Annotated in this window: 18 protein-coding genes; 16 read left to right on the top strand and 2 right to left on the bottom strand. The window is 71.1% G+C overall.

Features of this window, described 5'->3' with window-relative positions:
• The first annotated feature begins 194 nt into the window (after nucleotides 1–194).
• Both ABT354_RS33485 and ABT354_RS33480 read left to right on the top strand, forming a co-directional pair.
• Entirely contained in the window at nucleotides 195–1,625 is a 1,431-nt protein-coding gene (locus tag ABT354_RS33485) for an NAD-dependent malic enzyme (protein WP_351500861.1), read from the top strand.
• Nucleotides 1,626–2,113: 488 nt separating this feature from the next.
• On the top strand, nucleotides 2,114–2,395 hold the full coding sequence (locus ABT354_RS33480; protein ID WP_004571953.1) for an HU family DNA-binding protein: 282 nt from the start codon (nucleotides 2,114–2,116) through the stop codon (nucleotides 2,393–2,395).
• A gap of 424 nt (nucleotides 2,396–2,819) precedes the next feature.
• On the opposite strand, the gene murA is transcribed toward ABT354_RS33480, so the two are convergent.
• On the bottom strand, nucleotides 2,820–4,160 hold the full coding sequence (gene murA, locus ABT354_RS33475; RefSeq protein ID WP_351500858.1) for a UDP-N-acetylglucosamine 1-carboxyvinyltransferase: 1,341 nt from the start codon (nucleotides 4,158–4,160) through the stop codon (nucleotides 2,820–2,822).
• Nucleotides 4,161–4,483: 323 nt separating this feature from the next.
• Here murA and ABT354_RS33470 point away from each other — a divergent pair, with 323 nt between their 5' ends.
• The 10 genes from ABT354_RS33470 (at nucleotide 4,484) to ABT354_RS33425 (ending at nucleotide 17,116) form a co-directional block, all read left to right on the top strand.
• On the top strand, nucleotides 4,484–5,044 hold the full coding sequence (locus tag ABT354_RS33470) for a YqgE/AlgH family protein (protein WP_351500856.1): 561 nt from the start codon (nucleotides 4,484–4,486) through the stop codon (nucleotides 5,042–5,044).
• 62 nt (nucleotides 5,045–5,106) lie between these two features.
• Nucleotides 5,107–5,388: a DUF3039 domain-containing protein gene (locus ABT354_RS33465; RefSeq protein ID WP_351500854.1), complete on the top strand. Its 282-nt coding sequence runs from the start codon at nucleotides 5,107–5,109 to the stop codon at nucleotides 5,386–5,388.
• Between the two features lie 403 nt (nucleotides 5,389–5,791).
• Nucleotides 5,792–7,096, top strand: a complete 1,305-nt coding sequence (locus tag ABT354_RS33460) for an extracellular solute-binding protein (protein ID WP_351500852.1) — start codon at nucleotides 5,792–5,794, stop codon at nucleotides 7,094–7,096.
• A 5-nt stretch (nucleotides 7,097–7,101) separates the two neighbouring features.
• Nucleotides 7,102–8,073, top strand: coding sequence for a carbohydrate ABC transporter permease (locus ABT354_RS33455; RefSeq protein WP_351500850.1), 972 nt, complete (start codon nucleotides 7,102–7,104; stop codon nucleotides 8,071–8,073).
• Complete coding sequence (locus ABT354_RS33450; protein WP_351500848.1) at nucleotides 8,070–8,918, top strand: carbohydrate ABC transporter permease; 849 nt, start codon at nucleotides 8,070–8,072, stop codon at nucleotides 8,916–8,918. Before ABT354_RS33455 ends, ABT354_RS33450 begins: the two co-directional genes overlap by 4 nt.
• A 148-nt stretch (nucleotides 8,919–9,066) precedes the next feature.
• Entirely contained in the window at nucleotides 9,067–10,710 is a 1,644-nt protein-coding gene (locus tag ABT354_RS33445; protein ID WP_351500846.1) for a beta-N-acetylhexosaminidase, read from the top strand.
• A 287-nt stretch (nucleotides 10,711–10,997) separates the two neighbouring features.
• Complete coding sequence (locus tag ABT354_RS33440; protein ID WP_351500844.1) at nucleotides 10,998–11,894, top strand: FAD binding domain-containing protein; 897 nt, start codon at nucleotides 10,998–11,000, stop codon at nucleotides 11,892–11,894.
• Nucleotides 11,891–14,173, top strand: a complete 2,283-nt coding sequence (locus ABT354_RS33435) for a 2Fe-2S iron-sulfur cluster-binding protein (RefSeq protein ID WP_351500842.1) — start codon at nucleotides 11,891–11,893, stop codon at nucleotides 14,171–14,173. Before ABT354_RS33440 ends, ABT354_RS33435 begins: the two co-directional genes overlap by 4 nt.
• Nucleotides 14,170–16,488 carry a xanthine dehydrogenase family protein molybdopterin-binding subunit gene (locus tag ABT354_RS33430; RefSeq protein WP_351500840.1) on the top strand — a complete coding sequence of 773 codons (2,319 nt, stop codon included), beginning with the start codon at nucleotides 14,170–14,172 and terminating at the stop codon, nucleotides 16,486–16,488. Before ABT354_RS33435 ends, ABT354_RS33430 begins: the two co-directional genes overlap by 4 nt.
• A gap of 73 nt (nucleotides 16,489–16,561) precedes the next feature.
• Entirely contained in the window at nucleotides 16,562–17,116 is a 555-nt protein-coding gene (locus ABT354_RS33425) for an AAA family ATPase (protein ID WP_351500838.1), read from the top strand.
• Nucleotides 17,117–17,659: 543 nt separating this feature from the next.
• Here the strand turns inward: ABT354_RS33425 and ABT354_RS33420 are convergent.
• Nucleotides 17,660–17,902, bottom strand: a complete 243-nt coding sequence (locus ABT354_RS33420; protein WP_351500836.1) for a hypothetical protein — start codon at nucleotides 17,900–17,902, stop codon at nucleotides 17,660–17,662.
• A gap of 529 nt (nucleotides 17,903–18,431) precedes the next feature.
• Here ABT354_RS33420 and ABT354_RS33415 point away from each other — a divergent pair.
• From ABT354_RS33415 to ABT354_RS33400, 4 genes are all read left to right on the top strand, one after another.
• Nucleotides 18,432–19,271, top strand: coding sequence for a helix-turn-helix domain-containing protein (locus tag ABT354_RS33415; protein WP_351500834.1), 840 nt, complete (start codon nucleotides 18,432–18,434; stop codon nucleotides 19,269–19,271).
• Complete coding sequence (locus tag ABT354_RS33410; RefSeq protein WP_351500832.1) at nucleotides 19,268–19,471, top strand: DUF397 domain-containing protein; 204 nt, start codon at nucleotides 19,268–19,270, stop codon at nucleotides 19,469–19,471. Before ABT354_RS33415 ends, ABT354_RS33410 begins: the two co-directional genes overlap by 4 nt.
• 82 nt (nucleotides 19,472–19,553) lie before the next feature.
• Nucleotides 19,554–19,751: a DUF397 domain-containing protein gene (locus ABT354_RS33405; protein WP_351500830.1), complete on the top strand. Its 198-nt coding sequence runs from the start codon at nucleotides 19,554–19,556 to the stop codon at nucleotides 19,749–19,751.
• 840 nt (nucleotides 19,752–20,591) lie between these two features.
• Entirely contained in the window at nucleotides 20,592–22,253 is a 1,662-nt protein-coding gene (locus ABT354_RS33400; protein ID WP_351500828.1) for a TlrC/CarA/OleB/SrmB family ABC-F type ribosomal protection protein, read from the top strand.
• Nucleotides 22,254–22,518: the final 265 nt, after the last annotated feature.

Here is a 22,518-nt window from a genome sequence, read left to right as displayed (position 1 = left end):
CGCCCCCGGCCGTGGCGGACGCGACCCTTCCGGATGCACCCGTGGATCTCGTATCGTGGAATGGCTATTCCAGAAACAATACGACCACTATTACCTGCTACTGGCAGGTAGGTGCGACCATCGTGAGTGCGTCCGCCGGGTTCCCCCGTGCGGACGCATAGCAATGAAGCTAGGGAAAGCAGAGGAAACCGGTCATGGCAACGGCGCCCAGCGTCTCGTACTCGATGACGGTCCGGCTGGAGGTGCCCGCGAGCGGAACCGCGGTCTCCCAGCTGACCACGGCCGTGGAATCCTCCGGCGGCTCGGTGACCGGTCTGGATGTCACCGCGTCCGGCCACGAGAAGCTGCGGATCGATGTGACCATCGCCGCGACCTCGACCGCCCATGCGGAGGAGATCGTCGAGGAGCTGCGCTCCATCGAGGGCGTCGTCCTCGGCAAGGTCTCCGACCGGACCTTCCTCATGCACCTCGGCGGCAAGATCGAGATGGCGTCGAAGCACCCCATCCGGAACCGTGACGACCTCTCGATGATCTACACCCCGGGTGTCGCCCGGGTCTGTATGGCCATCGCGGAGAACCCCGAGGACGCCCGCCGTCTCACCATCAAGCGGAACTCCGTCGCCGTGGTCACCGACGGCTCCGCCGTGCTCGGTCTCGGCAATATCGGCCCGATGGCCTCGCTGCCGGTCATGGAGGGCAAGGCGGCCCTCTTCAAGCGCTTCGCGGGCATCGACGCCTGGCCGATCTGCCTGGACACCCAGGACACCGACGAGATCGTCGCCATCGTCAAGGCCATCGCGCCGGGCTTCGCCGGGATCAACCTGGAGGACATCTCCGCGCCCCGCTGCTTCGAGATCGAGGCCCGGCTGCGGGAGGCCCTGGACATCCCCGTCTTCCACGACGACCAGCACGGCACCGCGATCGTGGTGCTCGCGGCGCTCACCAACGCGCTGCGGGTGGTCGGCAAGGCGATCGGCGATGTCCGGGTCGTGATGTCGGGCGCCGGCGCCGCCGGTACCGCCATCCTGAAGCTGCTGATCGCCGCCGGGGTCAAGCACGCCGTCGTCGCCGACATCCACGGTGTGGTGCACGCCGGCCGTGCCGACCTGGTCGACGCCGACGCCGAGTCGCCGCTGCGCTGGATCGCCGACAACACCAACCCGGAGGGTGTCACCGGCACCCTCAAGGAGGCCGTGGTCGGGGCGGATGTGTTCATCGGGGTCTCGGCGCCGAATCTGCTGGGTGCCGAGGATGTCGCCGCGATGGCCGAGGAGGCGATCGTCTTCGCGCTCGCGAACCCCGACCCCGAGGTGGACCCGGGCGTCGCCCGCCGGACCGCCGCCGTGGTCGCCACCGGCCGCTCCGACTTCCCCAACCAGATCAACAACGTCCTGGTCTTCCCGGGAGTCTTCCGGGGCCTGCTGGACGCCCAGTCGCGCACGGTCAACACGGAGATGATGCTGGCGGCGGCGAGCGCGCTGGCGGATGTCGTCACCGAGGACGAGCTGAACCCCAACTACATCATCCCGTCGGTCTTCAACGACAAGGTCGCGGGAGCGGTCGCCGGGGCCGTGCGGACCGCCGCGAAGGCGGTCACGGCGGTCCCCGAGCCCACCGAGCTCTGACGCCCGAGGGGGCCCGGCCCGGCGGCCCGCCGCGGTCGCCGGGGCGGGCCCTCCGGTCGCAGCCCACCCGGCCGTCACGTACCGTAGCCCTTGGCCCCGGAACGATCACGGGGGCGCGGACCCCCGTCCCGTGCGGGGCCGCGGTGCCGTGCCCTGCTCCGGGCTCCGGCGCGTCGTGGGTCGCCGGGCCACCGCCGCCGATCTAGGGTGGCGGACCATGGCCCTGCGGCTTCCTGGAACCCCGCCTGGTGAACGGAGCGTCACCACGATGTGGTAGTGGTGCTTTTCGTGTGACCCAGGAGGGTGCCGGATTGGCTTTCCCGCCGTTGGTGGGGGCAGGATGCTTCCCCGAGGACCTGTCCTGGGGGAATCCCCACCGGGCCAGGAGGATCTGATGCAGACCCTGGTCCGGGGACTGTCAGAGGGCCCTGGCAGCATCGGCTTCGATCTCACGCCTCACAGGCAAGTAGAAATACGGGAGTAAGAACATGAACCGCAGTGAGCTGGTGGCCGCGCTGGCCGACCGCGCCGAGGTGACCCGCAAGGACGCCGACGCCGTGCTGGCAGCCCTCGCCGAGACCGTCGGAGAGGTTGTCGCCAAGGGCGACGAGAAGGTCACCATCCCCGGCTTCCTGACCTTCGAGCGCACCCACCGTGCCGCTCGCACCGCGCGCAACCCGCAGACCGGCGACCCGATCCAGATCCCCGCCGGTTACAGCGTGAAGGTTTCGGCCGGTTCGAAGCTGAAGGAAGCGGCGAAGGGCAAGTAAGGCCCTCGGCCGCGCCCGTGGGGGAGAGATCCCTTCGGGCACATCGCCGAACACCGCTGAACATCGCGAAGGCGGCCGCCCCGGCAGGGGACGGCCGCCTTCGTCGTGTCCGCGCGCCCTGGGTCCGCCTGGTGTCCGCGTGTCCGGTGGCTGTTCGGCCCTGGGTCCGCGCGCTCTGTGCCGTGTGATGCCTGTGGCGCCTTGGTGGTGCCTGTGGCGGGCCGTGCGTGTGTACGGGCCACTGAGGGGCCGCTGAGGGCCCGCTGAGGGCCGTACAGCCCCTCTGGGGTGCCGGGGCCGGACACCGGGGCGGGCCGGACGGGCGGGCGGGCCCCCGGAGACGCGGCCGGAACAGCTCCGGACATGCCGCCGCCCCGGTCCTGGAGGGACCGGGGCGGCGGGCTGCGTACGGGAGGACAGAGGGTCAGGCCACTCCCCGGCCGGGGAGTTCGACCTTCGCGCCCAGCTCGACCAGCTTCTCCATGAAGTTCTCGTAACCACGGTTGATCAGGTCGATGCCGTGCACCCGGGAGGTGCCCTGCGCCGCCAGCGCCGCGATCAGATACGAGAAGCCGCCCCGCAGATCGGGGATGACCAGATCGGCGCCCTGGAGCCGGGTCGGCCCGGAGACCACCGCCGAGTGGAGGAAGTTGCGCTGGCCGAAGCGGCAGTCCGAGCCGCCCAGGCACTCGCGGTAGAGCTGGATGTGCGCGCCCATCTGGTTGAGCGCGGAGGTGAAGCCGAGCCGGGACTCGTAGACCGTCTCATGGACGATGGAGAGCCCCGACGCCTGCGTCAGCGCCACGACCAGCGGCTGCTGCCAGTCGGTCTGGAAGCCGGGGTGGACGTCCGTCTCCAGCGCGATGGCGTTGAGCGAGCCGCCCGGGTGCCAGAAGCGGATGCCCTCGTCATCTATCTCGAAGGCGCCGCCGACCTTGCGGTAGGTGTTGAGGAAGGTCATCATCGAGCGCTGCTGGGCGCCGCGCACATAGATGTTGCCCTCGGTGGCCAGCGCGGCGGACGCCCAGGAGGCGGCCTCCAGACGGTCCGGCAGCGCCCGGTGGGTGTAGCCGTCGAGCCGGTCCACACCGGTGATCCGGATGGTCCGGTCGGTGTCCATCGAGATGATCGCGCCCATCTTCTGGAGCACGCAGATCAGATCCTCGATCTCCGGCTCCACGGCGGCGTTGGACAGCTCCGTGACACCCTCGGCGAGCACCGCGGTCAGCAGCACCTGCTCGGTGGAGCCGACCGAGGGGTAGGGCAGCCGGATCTTGCAGCCGCGCAGCCGCTGCGGGGCCTCCAGGTACTGGCCGTCGTCCCGCTTCTCGATCCGCGCGCCGAACTGCCGCAGGACGTCGAAGTGGAAGTCGATGGGACGGCCGCCGATGTCGCAGCCGCCCAGGCCGGGGATGAAGGCATGGCCGAGCCGGTGCAGCAGCGGGCCGCAGAAGAGGATCGGGATGCGCGAGGAGCCGGCGTGGGCGTCGATGTCGGCGATGTTGGCGCTCTCGACATGCGTCGGGTCCAGCACCAGCTCGCCGGGTTCCTCACCCGGGCGGACCGTCACCCCGTGCAGCTGGAGCAGCCCCCGCACCACCCGCACATCGCGGATGTCGGGCACATTGCGCAGTCTGCTGGGCCCACTGCCGAGCAGGGCGGCAACCATGGCCTTCGGCACCAGGTTCTTGGCGCCGCGGACGCGGATCTCACCCTCCAGCGGGGTTCCGCCGTGGACAAGCAGTACATCGTCTGTGCCGGTCATGAATCTCGCGTTCCGGAGGGGGTCCCCCCAGTGGAGCCGGGGGGATATCGGGCAGGGGATCAGTGAAAAGGGTAAAGGGCGGCACGCCGTGTGCCGACAGGGCGAGGAGCCTGTGCGATGTCATGAAACGGCTACAGCACGCTCGGTCGACGGATGAGTTGCGGAGGGTGACCTTCCGTATGTATCCGGGGGCTTTCGCTCCACTTCCTGGCGGTCCGGGCCTTCGCAGGTCGCGGCCGCGTGACGGCCGTACCCGGAGGCGGCACCCGCCCGGGGGATGCGCCCGCCCCCGCGCGGGCCGAAGATGCGGGATCATGTTGCGCATGACCGAGGTGTCCTCGCTCACAGGGCGGCTGCTCGTCGCCACACCCGCCCTCGCGGACCCGAATTTCGACCGGGCGGTCGTGCTGCTGCTCGACCACGACGACGAGGGCTCCCTCGGTGTGGTCCTCAACCGCCCGACCCCGGTGGGGGTCGCCGACATCCTGGAGTCCTGGGCCGCGCTCGCCGGGGAGCCCGGTGTCGTCTTCCAGGGCGGGCCGGTGTCGCTCGACTCCGCGCTCGGCGTCGCCGTCATCCCCGGCGACGAGGGCCCGATCGGCTGGCGTCGGGTGTACGGGGCGATCGGCCTGGTCGATCTGGAGACCCCGCCCGAGCTGCTCGGCGCCGCCCTCGGCTCGCTGCGGATCTTCGCCGGGTACGCGGGGTGGGGCCCCGGCCAGCTGGAGTCCGAACTGGACGACGGCGCCTGGTACGTGGTCGAGTCCGAGCCCGGGGACGTCTCCTCGCCCCGCCCGGAGAACCTGTGGCGGGCGGTGCTCCGGCGCCAGCGCAGCGAGCTGGCGATGTTCGCGACCTACCCCGACGACCCCTCCCTCAACTGAGCCCGGTGAAACCGCCGACCGGTGCGGTACGGGAGGATCGCTCCCGGGTACCCTTGGAGGTCATGAGCACTCTTGAGCCCGATCGCGGGACAGGGACGGGGACCCTCGTAGAGCCGACGCCGCAGGTGTCGCACGGCGACGGCGACCACGAGCGCTTCGCCCACTACGTCCAGAAGGACAAGATCATGGCGAGCGCCCTCGACGGCACTCCCGTGGTGGCCCTCTGCGGCAAGGTCTGGGTCCCGGGGCGCGACCCCAAGAAGTACCCGGTCTGTCCCCTGTGCAAGGAGATCTACGACTCCATGGGCCCCGGGGGCGGCAAGGACAAGGGCAAGGACAAGTAGTCCCGTACCCCCCTTTCCGCGGTACATCCCTCCGCTGAACCTCTTTCCGTAGCACCCCCTGGCATCCCCTTTCCCTCAGGACCCGGCCGAGCCCGGTGACGGCCCCGGGGCACGCGACCACGCGAGCCCCGGGGCCGTTCCGCATGTCCGGGCCCGCGTGTCCCGGGGCCGTTCCGCATGTCCGGGGCCGTTCCGCCGGTCCGGAGTCTGTGCATCGTCTGTGTGCCCGGCCGCTCACATGCGGTTTCCATCGGCTGCCCCGCGTTGCACAGGATGCGTCCCCCGGTCACAGAGTGGTTGAGATCCCTTGTCGAGGCTGTGACACCGTTCTAGCCTCCTGCCTGTTGTGCAGTGCGAAACGTTCGTTGCAGGGAATGCAACGGCTACGCGTAGGGGACCTCCCATGAAGCTCAGCTCCCGTATGGCCGCACCTCTCACCGCGCTCGTGCTGGCGGGCCTCACCGCCACCGCGTGCGCCCCTCAGACCTCGGACAACAGCGCGGACAAGGACGAGAAGTCCGGAACGCTGCGGGTCTGGTTGTTCCAGGAGGTGAACAACGACCCCAAGAAGAAGGTCGTGGACGCCGCCGTCGACGCCTTCACCAAGCAGCACAAGGACACCGAGGTCAAGGTCGAGTACATCCCGGTCGACACCCGGGCCCAGCGCATCAAGGCGGCCTTCAACGACCCCAAGAGCGCCCCCGACCTCATCGAGTACGGCAACACCGACACCGCCGGCTATGTCAAGGACGGTGGACTCGCCGACATCAGCGAGGAGTTCAAGGGCTGGGACGAGGCGGGCAGCAGCGACCCGACCGCCACCCAGTCGGTCACCGTCGGCGGCAAGATCTACGGTGCCCCCCTCTTCGTCGGCGTCCGGGCGCTCTACTACCGCACCGATGTCTTCAAGGAACTGGGGCTGAAGCCGCCGCGCACCCAGAGCGAGCTGATCTCCACCGCCAAGAAGATCCGCAAGGCCAAGCCGGAGCTGTACGGGATCGCCGTCGGCGGTGCCTACACCTATGGCGCCATGCCGTTCATCTGGGCCAACGGCGGCGAGCTGGCCGAGGAGAAGGGGGGCTCCTACGAGGCGGCCATCGACAGCCCCGCCGCCCGTAAGGGCATCTCCGCGTACACCTCCCTCTTCGGTGACGACAACTGCCCGGCCGCCAAGTGCGCCGCCATGACCGGCAACGCCGTCGTCACCGCCTTCGCCTCCGGCAAGGCCGGCATGGCCGTCGGCGGCGACTTCAGCCACCAGGCGGTCGAGGCGGGCGAGGCCAAGGGCAAGTACGCGGTGATCCCGCTGCCCGGCGTCAAGCAGGGCGAGATAGCCCCCGCCTTCGCGGGCGGGAACAACCTCGGTGTCCTCAAGAGCAGCTCCCACCGCACCCTCGCGGTCGATCTGATGAAGCGGCTCGCGGGTAAGGAGTCCCAGCGCGCGTTCTTCGACGCCATGGGCTTCCTCCCCACCTACAGCGACGTCCGTGAGCAGGTCGCCGCCGAGAAGCCGTTCGTCGAGCCCTTCGTGGAGACCCTCGGCGCCGGGGCCAAGTTCGTCCCCGCCTCGCCCGCCTGGGGCCAGATCGACGCCTCGCTGGTGCTGCCCACCATGTTCCAGGAGATCATCAGCGGCAAGAAGGACGTGGCCGGGGCCACCGAGGACGCGGCCGCCAAGATGGACACCGCCTTCCGCGACGCGGGCTGACCGGTATGGCACAGCACACCACCGACGCCGGGCCCGCCGCGAAGACCTCCGGGTCCGCGCCGGCCCCGGCCGCCCGGCCCGCCGCCCGCCGCTCCGCGCGGCGCGGCGGGCGCTGGACCCCCTGGCTCTATCTGCTGCCCGCCCTGGTCGTCCTCGCCGGACTGCTGGTCTACCCGATCTACCAGCTCGGTCTGATCTCCTTCCTCGAATACACCCAGGCCCAGGTCAGCGGCGGGGAGCCGACGACCTTCCAGGGCTTCGACAACTACCGCACCCTCTTCGCCGACGAGCAGTTCTGGCAGGTGCTCCTGGCGACGGTGCTCTTCGCCGCCGCCTGTGTGATCGCGACCCTCGCCGTCGGGTGCGCGCTCGCGGTGCTGCTCACCCGGATCCGGGCGGTGCCCCGGCTGGCCCTGATGCTGGCCGCGCTCGGCGCCTGGGCCACCCCCGCCATCACCGGCTCCACCGTCTGGGTCTTCCTCTTCGACCCGGACTACGGCCCGGTCAACCGGGTGCTCGGGCTCGGCGACCACTCCTGGACCTATGACCGGTACAGCGCCTTCGCCCTGGTCCTCTTCGAGGTCGTCTGGTGCTCGTTCCCGTTCGTCATGGTGACGGTGTACGCGGGCATCCGGGCCATTCCCACCGAGGTACTGGAGGCCGCCTCGCTCGACGGCGCGTCCCAGTGGCGCATCTGGCGCTCGATCACCGCGCCGATGCTCCGGCCCATTCTGGTCGTCGTCACGATCCAGTCGATCATCTGGGACTTCAAGGTCTTCACCCAGATCTATGTCATGACCAACGGCGGAGGCATCGCCGGGCAGAATCTCGTTCTCAATGTGTACGCCTATCAGAAGGCGTTCGCGTCGTCGCAGTACAGCCTGGGTGCCGCCATCGGTGTGGTCATGCTGTTGATTCTGCTCGCCGTCACCCTTGTCTATCTCCGTCTGCTGCGACGCCAGGGAGAAGAACTGTGAGCCGTCCCGGCCTGCTCCGGCCCAGCCGCCCCTGGCGGCTCGCCGCCGAGGCGTCCGCCCTTGTCATCGCGGCCCTGGTGGCCTTTCCGCTCTACTGGATGGTGCTGTCCGCCTTCAAGCCGGCGGGCGAGATCCAGTCGACCGAGGCACGTCCATGGACACTGAATCCTTCCCTGGACTCGTTCCGCCGCGTCTTCGAACAGCAGGATTTCGGGCGCTATTTCCTCAACAGTCTGTTCGTCGCCTCGGTGGTCGTGCTGGCATCGGCGCTGATCGCCTTTCTCGCCGCCACCGCGGTCACCCGCTTCCGCTTTAAATTCCGTACCACCCTGCTCATCATGTTCCTGGTGGCGCAGATGGTGCCGATCGAGGCGCTCGCCATTCCGCTCTTCTTCCTCATGCGGGACACCGGCCAGCTCAACACCCTCTGGTCACTGATCATCCCGCATATCGCCTTCTCCCTCCCCTTCGCCATCTGGATGCTGCGGGGATTTGTGAAAGCGGTGCCCGAGGCGCTGGAGGAGGCCGCCTACATCGATGGCGCGAGCCGTACCCGATTCCTCTGGCAGATCCTCTTTCCGCTGGTCTTCCCGGGTCTCGTGGCGACCAGTGTCTTCTCCTTCATCTCGACCTGGAACGACTTTCTCTTCGCCCGGTCCTTCATCATCAGCGACACCTCCCAGCAGACCCTTCCGATGGCGCTGCTGGTCTTCTTCAAACCCGATGAGAACGACTGGGGCGGCATCATGGCGGGTTCGACCGTCATGACGATCCCGGTGCTCATCTTCTTCGTCCTCGTCCAGCGCAGGCTCGTCTCCGGACTGGGCGGCGCGGTCAAGGACTGACCGCGGCGCGGTCAAGGACTGGACCCGGGTCCGTGCCCCTTGCCCACCCCGGGCGCACGGACCCAAGGAAAACACCGGAGAATTCCGGACAAGGGAGTCGGGAACCATCAGGAACCCGGCGAACGGAACAAGGACAAGGATGTCTGCCATGACCGCTGACGGAAACCCTCCGGATCTCATTCCGGCCCCGGTCTCCACCACCGCCCGCGAGGCCGCCGGTTTCACCGCCGACGCCCGTACCACCCTGTACGCGGGGGAGGGGACGGAGACCTCCGAGCGCTGGCTGCGGGCGACCGTCGGGGCCGCCCTCGGGGTGCCGCTGGCGCCCGGGGCGCTCCCCGGTGGGGACAACTCCGTCACCCTCCTGGTGGACACCTCCCTCGCCGCCGAGGCCTACCGCCTGGTGGTCGCGGACCGTGCCGTCGAGATCCGCGGCGGTGGCCCGGCGGGCGTCTTCTGGGGCGTGCAGACCCTGCGCCAGCTGCTGGGTCCCGAGGCGTTCCGGCGGGCCCCGATCGGCGCCGGCGCCGCCCGTACCGTCGCCGCCACCACCATCGAGGACGCGCCCCGCTTCCCCTGGCGCGGCGTGATGCTCGATGTGTGCCGCCACTTCACGCACAAGTCCGATGTCCTGCGCTTCCTCGATCTGCTGGCCGCGCACAAACTGAATGTCTTCCACTTCCATCTCACCGACGACCAGGGCTGGCGCATCGAGATCAAGCGCTACCCGAAGCTGACCGAGGTCGGCTCCTGGCGGGCCCGCAGCAAATGGGGCCACCGTTTCTCCGACCTCTGGGACGAGAAGCCGCACGGCGGTTACTACACCCAGGACGACATCCGGGAAATCGTCGCCTACGCCGCCGAGCGGCATATCACCGTCGTCCCGGAGATCGATGTCCCCGGCCACTCCCAGGCCGCCATCGCCGCCTACCCGGAACTCGGCAACACGGATGTCGTCGACACCGCGTCGCTCACCCCCTGGGACAACTGGGGCGTCAGCCCCCATGTGCTGGCCCCGACCGAGAACACCCTCCGTTTCTACGAGGGCGTCCTGGAAGAGGTCCTGGAGCTGTTTCCGGCCGACATATCGCCGTTCATCCATATCGGTGGCGACGAGTGCCCCAAGGACGAGTGGAAGGCGTCGGCCACCGCCCAGGCGCGCATCGCCGAACTCGGTCTGAAGGACGAGGACGAGCTCCAGTCCTGGATCATCCGTCACTTCGACACCTGGCTCGCGGAGCGGGGCCGCCGGATCATCGGCTGGGACGAGATCCTGGAGGGCGGGCTCGCCCCGGGTGCCGCCGTCTCCTCCTGGCGCGGCTACGGGGGCGGTATCGCCGCCGCCGAGGCGGGCCACGATGTGGTGATGTGCCCCGAGCAGCAGGTCTATCTGGACCACCGGCAGGGCCCCGACGAGCCCATGCCGATCGGCTTCATCCGCACCCTGGAGGATGTCTACCGCTTCGAGCCGGTTCCCCCGGCGCTGTCGCCGGAGGCCGCCGCCCATGTCCTCGGCACCCAGGCCAATATCTGGACCGAGGTGATGCAGGACCGTTCCCGCGTCGACTACCAGGTCTTCCCCCGGCTGGTCGCCTTCGCCGAGGTCGCCTGGTCGGCGCTGCCGCCCTCCGAGGAGCGCGACTACGGGGACTTCGAACGGCGGATGGGGACACACCGGCGCCGGCTGGACGCCCTCGGCGTCGACCACCGGCGCCCGGACGGGCCGCTGCCGTGGCAGAAGCGCCCCGGGGTCGCCGGATTCCCGAAGGAGGGCACGCCCCCGAACGTGTGAGTCGGAGGCCAAGGCCGTGTCCACCGCCCCGGACTCTGGGACGGTGGACCGGTCATGAGGAACAAGCAGCACAACACCGTCAACACCCCAGAAGTCAGGCATCACTCAGAAGAGGGAGTAAAGAGGGGCGCTGTCTCCGTAAGGACGCATCCGACGCGGATGCGTCCTTGCCGGACCCTCGCGCCGGTGCGTCCGGAAGATGTGCCAGAGTTGCCACGTCCGGCCTGTGAGCACGTACGGTACGGCAACACAGGCGGGATGGCCGGACACCGGGAAGGGGCAGCTGGGTGACCACGCACGCACCGCAGACGACGCGGTCGGTGACGCTGCCGACCTCGCTGGACGAGGCCGTGGCGGCCCTGACCGCCATGCCCGCCGCCGTGCCCATCGCCGGCGGAACGGACCTGATGGCGGCCGTCAACCGGGGCCAGTTGCGCCCCGCCGGGCTGGTCGGACTCGGCCGTATCAGTGAGATCCGGGGGTGGCGTTACCAGGACGGCCACGCCCTCCTCGGCGCCGGTCTCACCCACGCCCGGATGGGACGGCCCGACTTCGCCGCCCTCATCCCCGCGCTCGCCGCCTCGGCCCGCGCCGCCGGCCCACCGCAGATCCGCAACGCGGGCACCCTGGGCGGCAATATCGCCTCCTCCGCGCCGACCGGCGACACCCTGCCGGTGCTGGCCGCGCTGGAGGCCGACCTCGTCATCGCGGGTCCCGGCGGGGTCCGCCGGGAGGTCCCGGTGGCGCATCTGCTGGCCGGGCGGGATGTGCTCGCCCCGGGTGAACTGATCGGCTATGTCCGGGTGCCGCTGCTCCACGCGCCGCAGGTCTTCCTCAAGGCCACCGGGCGCACCGGCCCGGGGCGGGCCACCGCCTCCGTCGCGGTGGTGCTCGACCCGGCGCGGCGCGGGGTGCGCTGCGCGGTGGGCGCCATCGCGCCGATGCCGCTGCGGCCCCTGGAGGCCGAGCAGTGGATCGCCTCGTACATCGACTGGGACGGCGAGCGCGGGCTCGCGGGGGAGGCGCTGGCGGCCTTCGGCGAGTATGTCGCCGCCGCGTGCATCCCGGACCCGCCACCGGCCCCGCCCGGGGTGGAACAGCCCGTTCACCCCCCGGCCGTTCTGCATCTGCGGCGGACCGTCGCCGCGCTGGCCCGGCGAGCACTGGGGAGGGCGCTGTCATGAGCGAGGAGAACAACCCGCAGGGGCGGACCGCCCAGGACGGGCATCGGCAGGACGGGCACCGGAACGGGCCCGCGCACGGGGTCTGGCAGCCGACGCCCCAGGGTGAGTACGACTACGACGCCACGGCCTTCGTGCAGCTGCCGCCGGAGGAGCCGGTGGGCGCCGCGCCGTTGGAGGCGCCGGGGCACGACTACGTCCCGCCGATGATCCTGCCGCTCACTCCCGCGGCCGAGCCGCAGGTGCCCGCCGCCTGGCGGGTGCCGCACGACACCGGCGACGCGGCGGCCCAGGGCCACCCGGGCCATGGCTGGCCGGAGCCCGCCGACCACCACCGCGCGGGTCCGCACGGGACCCCGCCGTACGGCACCGAGGTGTACGGGGCGGAGGGGTACCGGCCCGAGGAGTACGAGCCGGAGGCGTACGGGGCGGGTCCGCGGGGCGCGGGAACGCATGACGCCCATGACGCGCACGATGTCCATGTCCATGGCGCCCACGATGCCCAGGGCGCGGACGCGCACGGTCCGCTGGGGCACGGCACGGACCAGCACGGCACGGACCCGCACGGTACGGACGGGCGCGGGATCGAGTACGCGGCTCCGGCCGCCCCGCCCGCCGGGGAGGGGCACGACCCCCACGATCCGCACGCCACCGAGCAGTGGGTCTTCCCGGAGGCGGTCCAGCAGGGCCAGGACCGGACCGGTCAGTGGACCATCCCCGTCGCCCGGGGCGACCTGCCGGACGAGACCGGCGAGTTCACCACGGCGATGCTCTCCTCCCAGTGGAGCGGGGCACCCGCGACGCTGCCCGGCGGGGCGACGGCGCCCTGGGCGGTCGAGCCCGCGCCGGAGGAGTCCGGGGCGCCCGACGCACCCGGCGCCACGGCGGCCCCTCCGGCCGAGGCACCCGCGCCCGAGGTGTCGCCGCTTCCGGCCCCGGCCGTCCACCCCGAGCCGCCGGTCGAGCACACCGCCCCGGAGGAGACCGGGGGAGCCGCGCCCGAGGCACTGGAGGCCGACGGCGGTACGGCGGGTCCCGCCGAGCACACGACGTACGGCGGGCAGGCTCTGCCCGGTGCGGTCGGGGTGATCGGTGTACCCGGCGGATCACCCGGGGCGCCCGGTTCGTCCGAGGCCGCGGGGGGCCCGGAAGCTCCGGAGGCCGTTGAGCCCGCCGAGCCCGCTGTGGCTCCCGAGGTGGCCGAGGCCGACGAAGCCTCTGAGGCCGTGGCGACCCATGAGCCGGATGAGCCCGGCGAGATCGGTGAGCCTGGAGAGGTCGGCGAGGTCGGCGAGATCGGTGAGGCCGTCTCGATCGCCGCGCCCGGCACCCCCGTACCCCACGATCAGGCACCTGCCCCGGCCGAAGCCCCCGAGGAGGCACCGGCTGAGGAGCGGTACGTCGAGGAGGGGTACACCGAGGAGGAGTACGCCCCCGACGGCGCCGGCCCCGCGCTTCCGGACGAGACGGTTCCGGAGGGTCCGGAGGCCGAGGTCGCTCCGGCTGCCGCCGAGGCCGGGCACGCCGAGCAGGCCGGGCAGGCCGAGCACGGCGAGCCCCAGGAGTCCCCCGAGGACCAGGAGCACGCCCAGTCCCCCGCGTACCCGGAAAGCACCGAGTACACGGAGACCGCCGCCCCCGAGCCCGTACTCCCCCCGGTCCAGGAACAGCCGCTGATCTCCTACCGGCTGCGGGTCAACGGCGCCGACTGCGCCGTGACCGACGCCTGGATCGGCGAGTCCCTCCTCTATGTGCTGCGCGAGCGCCTCGGCCTCGCCGGTGCCAAGGACGGCTGCTCCCAGGGCGAGTGCGGCGCCTGCAACGTCCAGGTCGACGGCCGGCTGGTCGCCTCCTGCCTGGTCCCCGCGGCCACCACCGCGGGATGTGAGGTCCGTACCGTCGAGGGACTCGCCGCCGACGGCGAGCCCTCCGATGTCCAGCGGGCCCTGGCCGCCTGTGGAGCCGTCCAGTGCGGCTTCTGCGTCCCCGGTATGGCCATGACCGTCCATGACCTTCTGGAGGGCAACCACAGCCCCACCGAGCTGGAGACCCGGCAGGCCCTCTGCGGCAATCTCTGCCGCTGCTCCGGCTACCGGGGTGTGCTCGACGCCGTGCGCGAGGTCGTCGCCGAGCGCGAGGCGAGCGCCGCCGCACTGGCCGGGGACGGCCCCGACGGCGACGGCTCCGCGCGAAACCCCCTTCCGGAGGCCCGCATTCCGCACCAGGCGCCCCCCGGTGCCGGTAGTGTGCAGCCCCACCCGCACGACGGAGGCATGGCGTGACCAACGACGCGGCCACCACCGCGACGACCCGGACGGCCCACCCCTTCCCCGGTCCGGAGGAGCCCCTCCACGGCCTCGGGGCCTCGCTGCCCCCGGCCGACGCGCGGGCCAAGACCGAGGGCACCTTCCCGTACGCCTCCGACCTCTGGGCCGAAGGCCTGCTCTGGGCCGCCATACTGCGCTCCCCGCACCCGCACGCCCGGATCACCTCCGTCGACACCTCCGGCGCGCTGGAGATGCCGGGGGTGCACGCGGTGATCACCCATGCCGACATCCCCGGGGACACCTCCTACGGCCGGCGGATCGCGGACCGGCCCGTCTTCGCCTCCGACCTCGTCCGCCACCACGGCGAGGCCGTCGCCGCCGTCGCCGCCGACCACCCGGACACCGCCCGGCTCGCCGCCGCCGCGATCGTCGTCGAGTACGAGGTACTGGTCCCGGTCACCGACCCCGAGCAGTCCTTCGCCGCCGAACCGCTCCACCCGGACGGCAATCTGATCCGCCATATCCCCCTCCGTTACGGCGACCCCGAGGCCGCCGGGGACATCGTGGTCGAGGGGCTGTACCGGATCGGCCGCCAGGACCCCGCGCCCATCGGCGCCGAGGCCGGACTCGCGGTGCCCCGCCCCGACGGCGGCGTCGATCTCTATGTCGCCTCCACCGACCCGCACACCGACCGCGATCTGGCCGCCGCCTGCTTCGGACTCGAACCCGAACGGGTGAAGATCGTGGTGACCGGCGTCCCCGGCGCCACCGGCGACCGCGAGGAGCCCGGCTTCCAGCTGCCGCTGGGACTGCTGGCGCTGCGCACCGGCTGCCCGGTGAAGCTCACCGCCACCCGCGAGGAATCCTTCCTCGGCCATGCCCACCGCCACCCCGCGCTGCTGCGCTACCGCCACCACGCGGACGGCGACGGACGGCTGGTCAAGGTGGAGGCACAGCTGCTCCTCGACGGGGGCGCGTACGCCGACTCCTCGTCCGAGTCGCTCGCCGCCGCCGTCGCCTTCGCCTGCGGCCCGTACGTCGTCCCGCACGCCTTCATCGAGGGCTGGGCGGTCCGGACCAACAACCCGCCCTCCGGCCATATGCGCGGCGAGGGCGCGATGCAGGTCTGCGCCGCGTACGAGGCCCAGATGGACAAGATCGCCGCGAAGCTGGGCCTCGACCCGGCCGAGCTGCGGCTCCGCAATGTGCTGGCCACCGGGGACATCCTCCCCACCGGCCAGACCGTCACCTGCCCCGCCCCCGTCGCCGAACTGCTGGAGGCGGTACGGGACCATCCGCTGCCCGCACTCCCCAAGGACTCGCCCGAGGACGACTGGCTGCTCCCCGGCGGCCCCGAGGGCGCGGGGGAACCGGGCGCGGTCCGCCGGGGCGTCGGCTACGCCCTCGGGATGGTCCATATGCTCGGCGCGGAAGGCGCCGACGAGGTCTCCACCGCCACCGTCAAGGTCCACGACGGCATGGCCACGGTGATCTGCGCCGCCGTCGAGACCGGCCAGGGCTTCGCCACCCTCGCCCGGCAGGTCGTCCAGGAGACGCTGGGGATCGAGGAGGTGCATGTCGCCGCCGTCGACACCGACCAGCCCCCGGCGGGCCCGGCCGCCCACGGCCGCCACACCTGGGTCTCCGCCGGCGCGGTCGAGCGCGCCGCCAAGATGGTCCGCACCCAGCTGCTCCAGCCGCTGGCGCACAAGTTCGGCATGTCGACCGAGCTGCTCCAGATCACCGACGGCAAGATCACGTCCTATGACGGGGTGCTCTCCACCACGGTCATGGAGGCGATGGACGGCAAGGAGCTGTGGGCCACCGCGCAGTGCCGCCCCCACCCCACCGAGCCGCTCGACGAGAACGGTCAGGGCGACGCCTTCGTGGGCATGGCGTTCTGCGCGGTCCGCGCGGTGGTCGATGTCGACATCGAGCTGGGCGCGATCCGCGTGGTCGAGATGGCGGTCGCCCAGGACGTCGGCCGGATCCTCAACCCGGCGCAGCTCGCGGCGCGGATCGAGGCGGGGGTCACCCTCGGGGTCGGCACCGCGCTCACCGAGAATCTGCGGACCGCGCGGGGGATCGTACGGCATCCGGATCTCACCGGGTACGCCCTGCCGACGGCGCTGGACACCCCCGACATCCGGATCGTGAAGCTGGTCGAGGAGCGCGACGTCGTCGCCCCCTTCGGCGCGAAGGCGGCGAGCGCGGTGCCCGTGGTCACCTCCCCGGCGGCGGTCGCGGCGGCGGTACGGGCGGCGACGGGCCGCCCGGTCAACCGGCTCCCGATCCGGCCGCAGGCGGCGGTCTCGCCGCCGATGGTCTGACCCTCGGACCTGTCCTTTGCCGGTACGGGAAAACGGGGCGCGCCGTGGTGGCGTGCCCCGTTACCGTCCCCCCATGACCACGTACGTTCCTGAACTCGACTCCGCCGTCCTGCTGATCACCGGGGTGATGGCGGCGGGGAAGTCCACCGTCGCCCAGGCCCTCGCCGAGCGACTGCCGAAGGCGGCGCATGTCCGGGGTGACGCCTTCCGCCGGATGACCGTCACCGGCCGCGTCGACATGGGCTCCCCGGACGGGGCGGAGGCGCTGGCCCAGCTCAGACTCCGCTACCGGCTCTCCGCGTCGAGCGCGGACGGGTACGCGGCGGCGGGGTGGACGGCGGTGGTCCAGGACGTCGTCATCGGCCCCGAACTCGCCTCGTACGTCGACCTCGTCCGGACCCGTCCGCTGTACGTGGTGGTCCTGGCGCCCTCCCCGTCGACGGTGGCCGCGCGCGAGTCGGCCCGCCCCAAGACCGGTTACTCGCCGGCCCTTACGGTGGCGGACCTGGACCAGGGGTTGCGGGAGGACACCGCGCGGCTGGGTCTCTGGCTGGACACGTCGGAGCAGACGCCGTCGGAGACGGTGGATGCGATCCTGGCGCGCCTGGAGGAGGCGAGGGTCGCTTGAGCGCGACCGGGGCCTCAAGTTCAGCCTCGCCGCCCTTTGAGGCGCGGGGGCCTCACGAATTCAGCCTCGTGGGGGTCCCCCCAAACCTAGCCTCGTGGGGGTCCCCCCGGACGGAGTCTGGGGGAGTTTGAGGCGCGGGGGCCTCAAATCAAGCCCCTCCGGCGTTTGAGGAGCGGGGGCTTCGGGGGCTGGCCCCCGACGGTGGCCTCAGGAAATCCAGCCTCTCCGGCGTTTGAGGAGCGGGGGCTTCGGGGGCTGGCCCCCGACGTGTGCCCGAGCCGACTCGGGGCCGAGGTCCGTCCTCAATCGCCGGACCGGCTGAGTTTGTGCGGGCGGCCCGTACCCAGGGGATTGGACGCGAGGTGACTCGCAAGTGCGGGGGCGGGGGCCTCCGGGCTCACCTCCTCGGGGCCGGCAGACTGAGGTGACGTGTCCAGCTCGGGGGCCGTCCGCCGGTCCCCTGCGGGGGCGACCCTGCACCCCCCGACCTCGTGTCACGAGGAACGGGCCCCGGGGGTGCGGGCGGTCCGCGACGGGGAGGGGTCAGAGAAGGTCCGGCTCGGGCGTCTCGTGCTCGTGGGACCAGCGGGCGACCTTCCGTGCCTCGGCCATCTCCGCCTCCGTCGCCAGGAGGTGGTCCAGCCGCCCGGCCCGGGCCTCCGCGACAAACACGGTGAGGGCGACCCTGGACACGATCAGCGCGGGCTGAGGGCTGTCGCAATCCCGCAGCCGGATCATCCGGAGACCGTAGGGTCCGTCGGGGGCGGGTGTCGCGTTGAGGGACATGGCTGTCTCCCTGAAGGGGTGGGGGTAGGGGTTCTACGGGTGGGCCCCGGCCGCGTGTGCGGGGGTGGCGGCCGGGGCCCGGGGGACCCGCCCAGGGCAGGGGTGAGGGCGGACCCGCTTGAAGCCGCCCTCCGTGGCACCGGTGAGAGGAACACCGCTGAACCTGCCGGTGCCACGGAGGACGGGGCTTTAGAGCCGGTCGGCCAGGCTCATCGTGTGCAGACCGACCGAGAACGACCACGCCGCGAGCATCGCCACCGTGCGGGCTATCGACCTGCCCCGTCGCTCTCGCACGAATGTGCCCTTCTGACGATCTGATGGAACGGACCGAACCGCAGCCGCAGTTCGTGCTCCTCCCGTATCCGCAGGCGAAGCGCTTGCAGCAGAGGGCTGTCCTCTTGCGGTACGTCCGGTTCCGGAACGGAATGCCAACCCATGGCGCTCCCCTCCGTAGCGGAGTGACTACCAAGTGGCTTCAGGATGGCCCTACGATGAGGCGCTCTTCAACGTATGAAAGCCGGAGGGAACGTTGGTAAACCGGAAGGAGCTGAACCCCGAGAGCGGCCCTGGGGCGGCGTTCGGGGCGCGTTTACGCAGGGCACGAGAGGCGCGGGGCTGGACCCAGGACGAACTGGCCGAGCGGATGGGCTACACGGGCAGGCATGTATCCGGGGTGGAAACCACGAGCAAGCCTCCGACCCGCCGGTTCTCGATCAGTGCGGATGCCGCATTTGGACTCGATGGAACGTCCGACACGTTCGAACGCGCATGGCGTGAGATCAAGCATGGCGCGCTGCTGGAGGGCTTCCCGGAGTACCTGGGACTGGAGGCCCGCGCGGTAGAGATCCGTTTGTTCGAGATCGGGATCATCCCTGGACTGCTCCAGACGCCCGCGTACGCACATGCGCTGGCGCAGGGAGATGTTCACAGGGCCACGATCACCCTGGAACAGGCAACCGAGCGGGTTTCGGTTCTGGCAGAGCGGCAAGCGACGCTCGTTCGGCCCCGGCCTCCCACCATGCTGGTGGTGATGGATGAGAGTTGCATCCGCCGTCCGGTCGGGGGCGATGCAGTCATGAGGGAACAGCTCCAGTACCTGGCTGACTTCGCCGCGCTGCCGAATACCATGCTGCAAGTCGCCCCGTACGACATAGGCGAGCGGCGGCCGTTCAATCTCCCGATCAACCTGCTGACCCTTCCTGACAGGTCGATGATCGCGTACGCCGAGTCCCAGGCGCAGGGGCACTTGGAGCGTGAACCCGCCTTCTCCCAGACTGCGTTGGCGGCCTACCATCAGTTGCAAGCCGAATCCCTGTCCCAGGCAGCTTCCGTGGGCATGATTACTCAGGCACGAAAGGGCACCCCGTGACGACCAAATCCCCAGTCCTCCGCTGGTTCACGTCCTCGTACAGCTCCAACGGCGGCAACTGCGTGGAGGTCGCAGCCGATCTCGCGGCTTCAGGTGTCGTCCCGGTGCGTGACAGCAAGCGCCCCACCGGTCCCGTCCTGATGGTCTCCGCCGCCGCCTTCGCCGGCCTCGTCGGCCTCGCCCGGTCCGCCGACCTGTAAGGCCGACGACTACGCCCCGCGTTCCGTCCTGTGGAGCGCGGGGCACCCGCACAAGCCGAGTCCGCAGAAAGGGAACGTTGTCATGACCGAACCCTGCAAGTGGATCAAGTCCAGCTACAGCGGCGGTGGCGGCTCCTGCATCGAGTGGGCGCCCGCGCACGCCTCCGCCACCGGTGTCGTCCCGGTCCGGGACAGTAAACAACCGACCGGCCCCGTGCTGATGGTGTCGGCCGACGCCTTCTCCGGTCTCGTCGCCCTCGCGCGGGCCGCCGAGCTGTAGAGCTTGAGGACCACGCCCCGCGCTCCGTGACGTGGAGCGCGGGCACCCGCGCAAGGTGAACGACCCGCGAGGAAAAGACGTATGGGCGACCGTCTCCCCGACCCCCACTTCCTGGACCTGGTGGAGCCCTTCACCGGCCCCGTGAAGGAGATGCGCCCCACCGCGCGCGGCACGTGGAGGACGACCGGTGGATGGCCCTCGGCTTCGAACGGGTGGAGGGCGAGCCGGCCCGCTTTGAGCCGGACTCCCCGGATCTTCCGGCCGTGCTGGAGCTGCTGGGCCGGATCGGGGAGGTCCCGTTGCCCGCGCCGGTCGCGGAGTGGCACGAAACGCGGTGGGACACCTTCGCGGCCGATGAGGCGGAGGCCCGGCTGTTCCGGGGTGACGGCCTCGTCCATGGGGATCCTCCGGATGTTCCGCCGCCGCGCGGAGGGGTTTCCCGGGCAGGTCTGGCTCCGGGCCATGGAGAAGGCCGCACAGGACTGGGTCGACCACCGGCCGGCATAGGGCCGTTGCCGCGCCGGGCCGGACACCTCGGGAGGGCCGCCCACGGCAGGCTGCGGGCGGCCCACGGCACTCGGGGGAGGAAACCGCCTGGGGTCGGATCACGCCGCGTAACGGATCACCGGGGAAGCGGGACAGCGTCGCAAGGAGCCGTCGGGCGGTCCCGTGTCTGTTCCCCTTCTACGAGACGATACGCATCGTCTTGACATTGGCGTCATCGTTCCCTACCTTCTTACTCATGGGAACTCTGTGATGACAGCACGCGCCACCGCGTAGAGCCTCGCTCCGCCGTGTGCGCACCGCCACCTGTCCGTCATCACCGAAGGGGGCCCTGTCTTGCGTACCCATACTGTCCAGCTGGCCGTGCACGACCTCACCAAGCGCTACGACGAGAAGCTCGTCCTCGACCGTGTCCACCTCTCCATCCGGCCCGGCGAGAAGGTCGGCGTGATCGGGGACAACGGCTCGGGCAAGTCCACGCTGCTGAAGCTGCTGACCGGCCATGAACGGCCCGACAGCGGCGAGGTCACCGTCAGCGCGCCCAGTGGCGTCGGCTATCTCGCGCAGGCGCTCGACCTGCCCGCCGACGCCACCGTCCAGGACGCGATCGACCTGGCGCTGGCCGAACTGCGCGCCCTGGAAGCCCAGCTGCGCTGCGACGAAGAACAGCTGGAGACGGCCGGCGAGGGTCCCGCTCTCGAATCCGCTCTCACGGCCTACGAGCGGCATCTCGCCCTGTACGAGGCACGCGACGGCTACCGGGCCGAGGGGCGCGTCGACATCGCCCTGTACGGGCTCGGCCTGCCCGGACTGGCGCGCGACCGCTCGCTCGGCTCGCTCTCCGGCGGTGAGCGGTCCCGGCTCGCGCTCGCCGCGACACTCGCGGCCCGGCCGGAGCTGCTGCTGCTCGACGAACCGACCAACGACCTGGACGACCAGGCCGTCGGCTGGCTCGAAGCGCACCTGCGCGAGCACCGCGGCACGGTGGTCGCGGTCACCCACGACCGCGCCTTCCTGGCCAACCTGACCAGCACGATCCTGGAGGTCGCAGAAGGAAGGATCACTCGGTACGGCGACGGCTACGCCGGCTACCGCACGGCGAAGGCCGCCGAGCGCAGCCGCCGTCTCCAGGAGTACCAGCACTGGCGCGACGAGCTCACGCGCAGCCGTCATCTGGCCGAGCTGCATGGGGCGCGACTTGGAGCGATCCCGCGCAAGGTGCCGATGGCGAAGTTCGGGCACGGCGCGTTCCGTGCCCGGGACCGCAGCCACGGGGCGATGGTCCGGATCCGGAACGCGAAGGAGCGGGTCGCCCGGTTGACCGCGGCACCGGTCCGACTGCCTCCCGATCCGATGGTGTTCGCCGCATCGGTGCCCACCGGAACGACCGGCGGCGATGCCGCCGACAGCACGGTCGAGCCCACCGCCGAGCTGATCGACGTCCATCTGGACAACCGGCTCGACCTGCCGTGGTTGTCGCTCGCTCCAGGAGAGCGGCTGCTCGTCACCGGGCCGAACGGTGCGGGCAAGTCCACTCTGCTCGGGATCCTCGCGGGCGAGGTCCGGCCGCAGCGCGGCACGGTGCGGGTGTCCGGGAAGGTGGGGATACTGCGACAGCAGCAGGTGCCGTGGCCGCCGGACCTGAGCGTGCTGGGCGCCTTCGCCCACGACCGGCCCGGCGACCGGGAGGAGCAGCGCGACCTGCTGCTCTCCCTCGGCCTGTTCCGGCCCGCCGACCTGCGGCTGCGGATCGGCGAGCTGTCGTACGGCCAGCGGCGCAGGATCGAGCTGGCCCGGCTGGTCACGCGGCCGGTCGATCTGCTGCTCCTGGACGAGCCGACGAACCACCTCTCCCCGGCCCTGGTCGAGGAAATGGAGCAGGCCCTCACGTCGTACGAGGGCGCGCTGGTGGTTGTCACCCACGACCGGCTCATGCGGGAGCGGTTCACCGGGAGCCGCCTCGAACTGGCCGGTGGGCGGCCCGTCGTGGGCGTCTGACGCGAGGAGGCCGCGAGAGGGACGGCTCCGGCGCGCCGGGTGGGGAGGACGGCCCCCACCCGGGCCGCCGGGCCCAGGGGCGTCGGTGACCGGCGACAACCCGGCGTGGGGGTACCCCCGGCAGTAGCCGGCGGAGGCACGCGAGCCCGGCAGGATCCGTGGGAGAGGGCCTAGGTCCAATGCCGTTGTCTTTGTGGTGGGCGTACTGTGTTTGGTAGTGGGTCCCGGGGGTGGTTCAGGTGGCTGCGAGTGTGTCTGACTTATC

Origin of the sequence: Streptomyces sp. NPDC000594 (assembly GCF_040299965.1) — a bacterium.
In the GTDB taxonomy this organism is placed as follows: domain Bacteria; phylum Actinomycetota; class Actinomycetes; order Streptomycetales; family Streptomycetaceae; genus Streptomyces.
Note: the sequence above shows the minus strand (reverse complement) of the source record. Positions and strands in the feature narration are given on the sequence as shown.

Excerpts from the sequence above, each read along its gene's own strand:
- ABT354_RS33485 (WP_351500861.1), top strand. The coding sequence starts at position 195 with ATGGCAACGGCGCCCAGCGTCTCGTACTCGATGACGGTCCGGCTGGAG.
- ABT354_RS33480 (WP_004571953.1), top strand. The coding sequence starts at position 2,114 with ATGAACCGCAGTGAGCTGGTGGCCGCGCTGGCCGACCGCGCCGAGGTG.
- murA (WP_351500858.1), bottom strand. The coding sequence starts at position 4,160 with ATGACCGGCACAGACGATGTACTGCTTGTCCACGGCGGAACCCCGCTG.
- ABT354_RS33470 (WP_351500856.1), top strand. The coding sequence starts at position 4,484 with ATGACCGAGGTGTCCTCGCTCACAGGGCGGCTGCTCGTCGCCACACCC.
- ABT354_RS33465 (WP_351500854.1), top strand. The coding sequence starts at position 5,107 with ATGAGCACTCTTGAGCCCGATCGCGGGACAGGGACGGGGACCCTCGTA.
- ABT354_RS33460 (WP_351500852.1), top strand. The coding sequence starts at position 5,792 with ATGAAGCTCAGCTCCCGTATGGCCGCACCTCTCACCGCGCTCGTGCTG.
- ABT354_RS33455 (WP_351500850.1), top strand. The coding sequence starts at position 7,102 with ATGGCACAGCACACCACCGACGCCGGGCCCGCCGCGAAGACCTCCGGG.
- ABT354_RS33445 (WP_351500846.1), top strand. The coding sequence starts at position 9,067 with ATGACCGCTGACGGAAACCCTCCGGATCTCATTCCGGCCCCGGTCTCC.
- ABT354_RS33435 (WP_351500842.1), top strand. The coding sequence starts at position 11,891 with ATGAGCGAGGAGAACAACCCGCAGGGGCGGACCGCCCAGGACGGGCAT.
- ABT354_RS33425 (WP_351500838.1), top strand. The coding sequence starts at position 16,562 with ATGACCACGTACGTTCCTGAACTCGACTCCGCCGTCCTGCTGATCACC.
- ABT354_RS33420 (WP_351500836.1), bottom strand. The coding sequence starts at position 17,902 with ATGTCCCTCAACGCGACACCCGCCCCCGACGGACCCTACGGTCTCCGG.
- ABT354_RS33405 (WP_351500830.1), top strand. The coding sequence starts at position 19,554 with ATGACCGAACCCTGCAAGTGGATCAAGTCCAGCTACAGCGGCGGTGGC.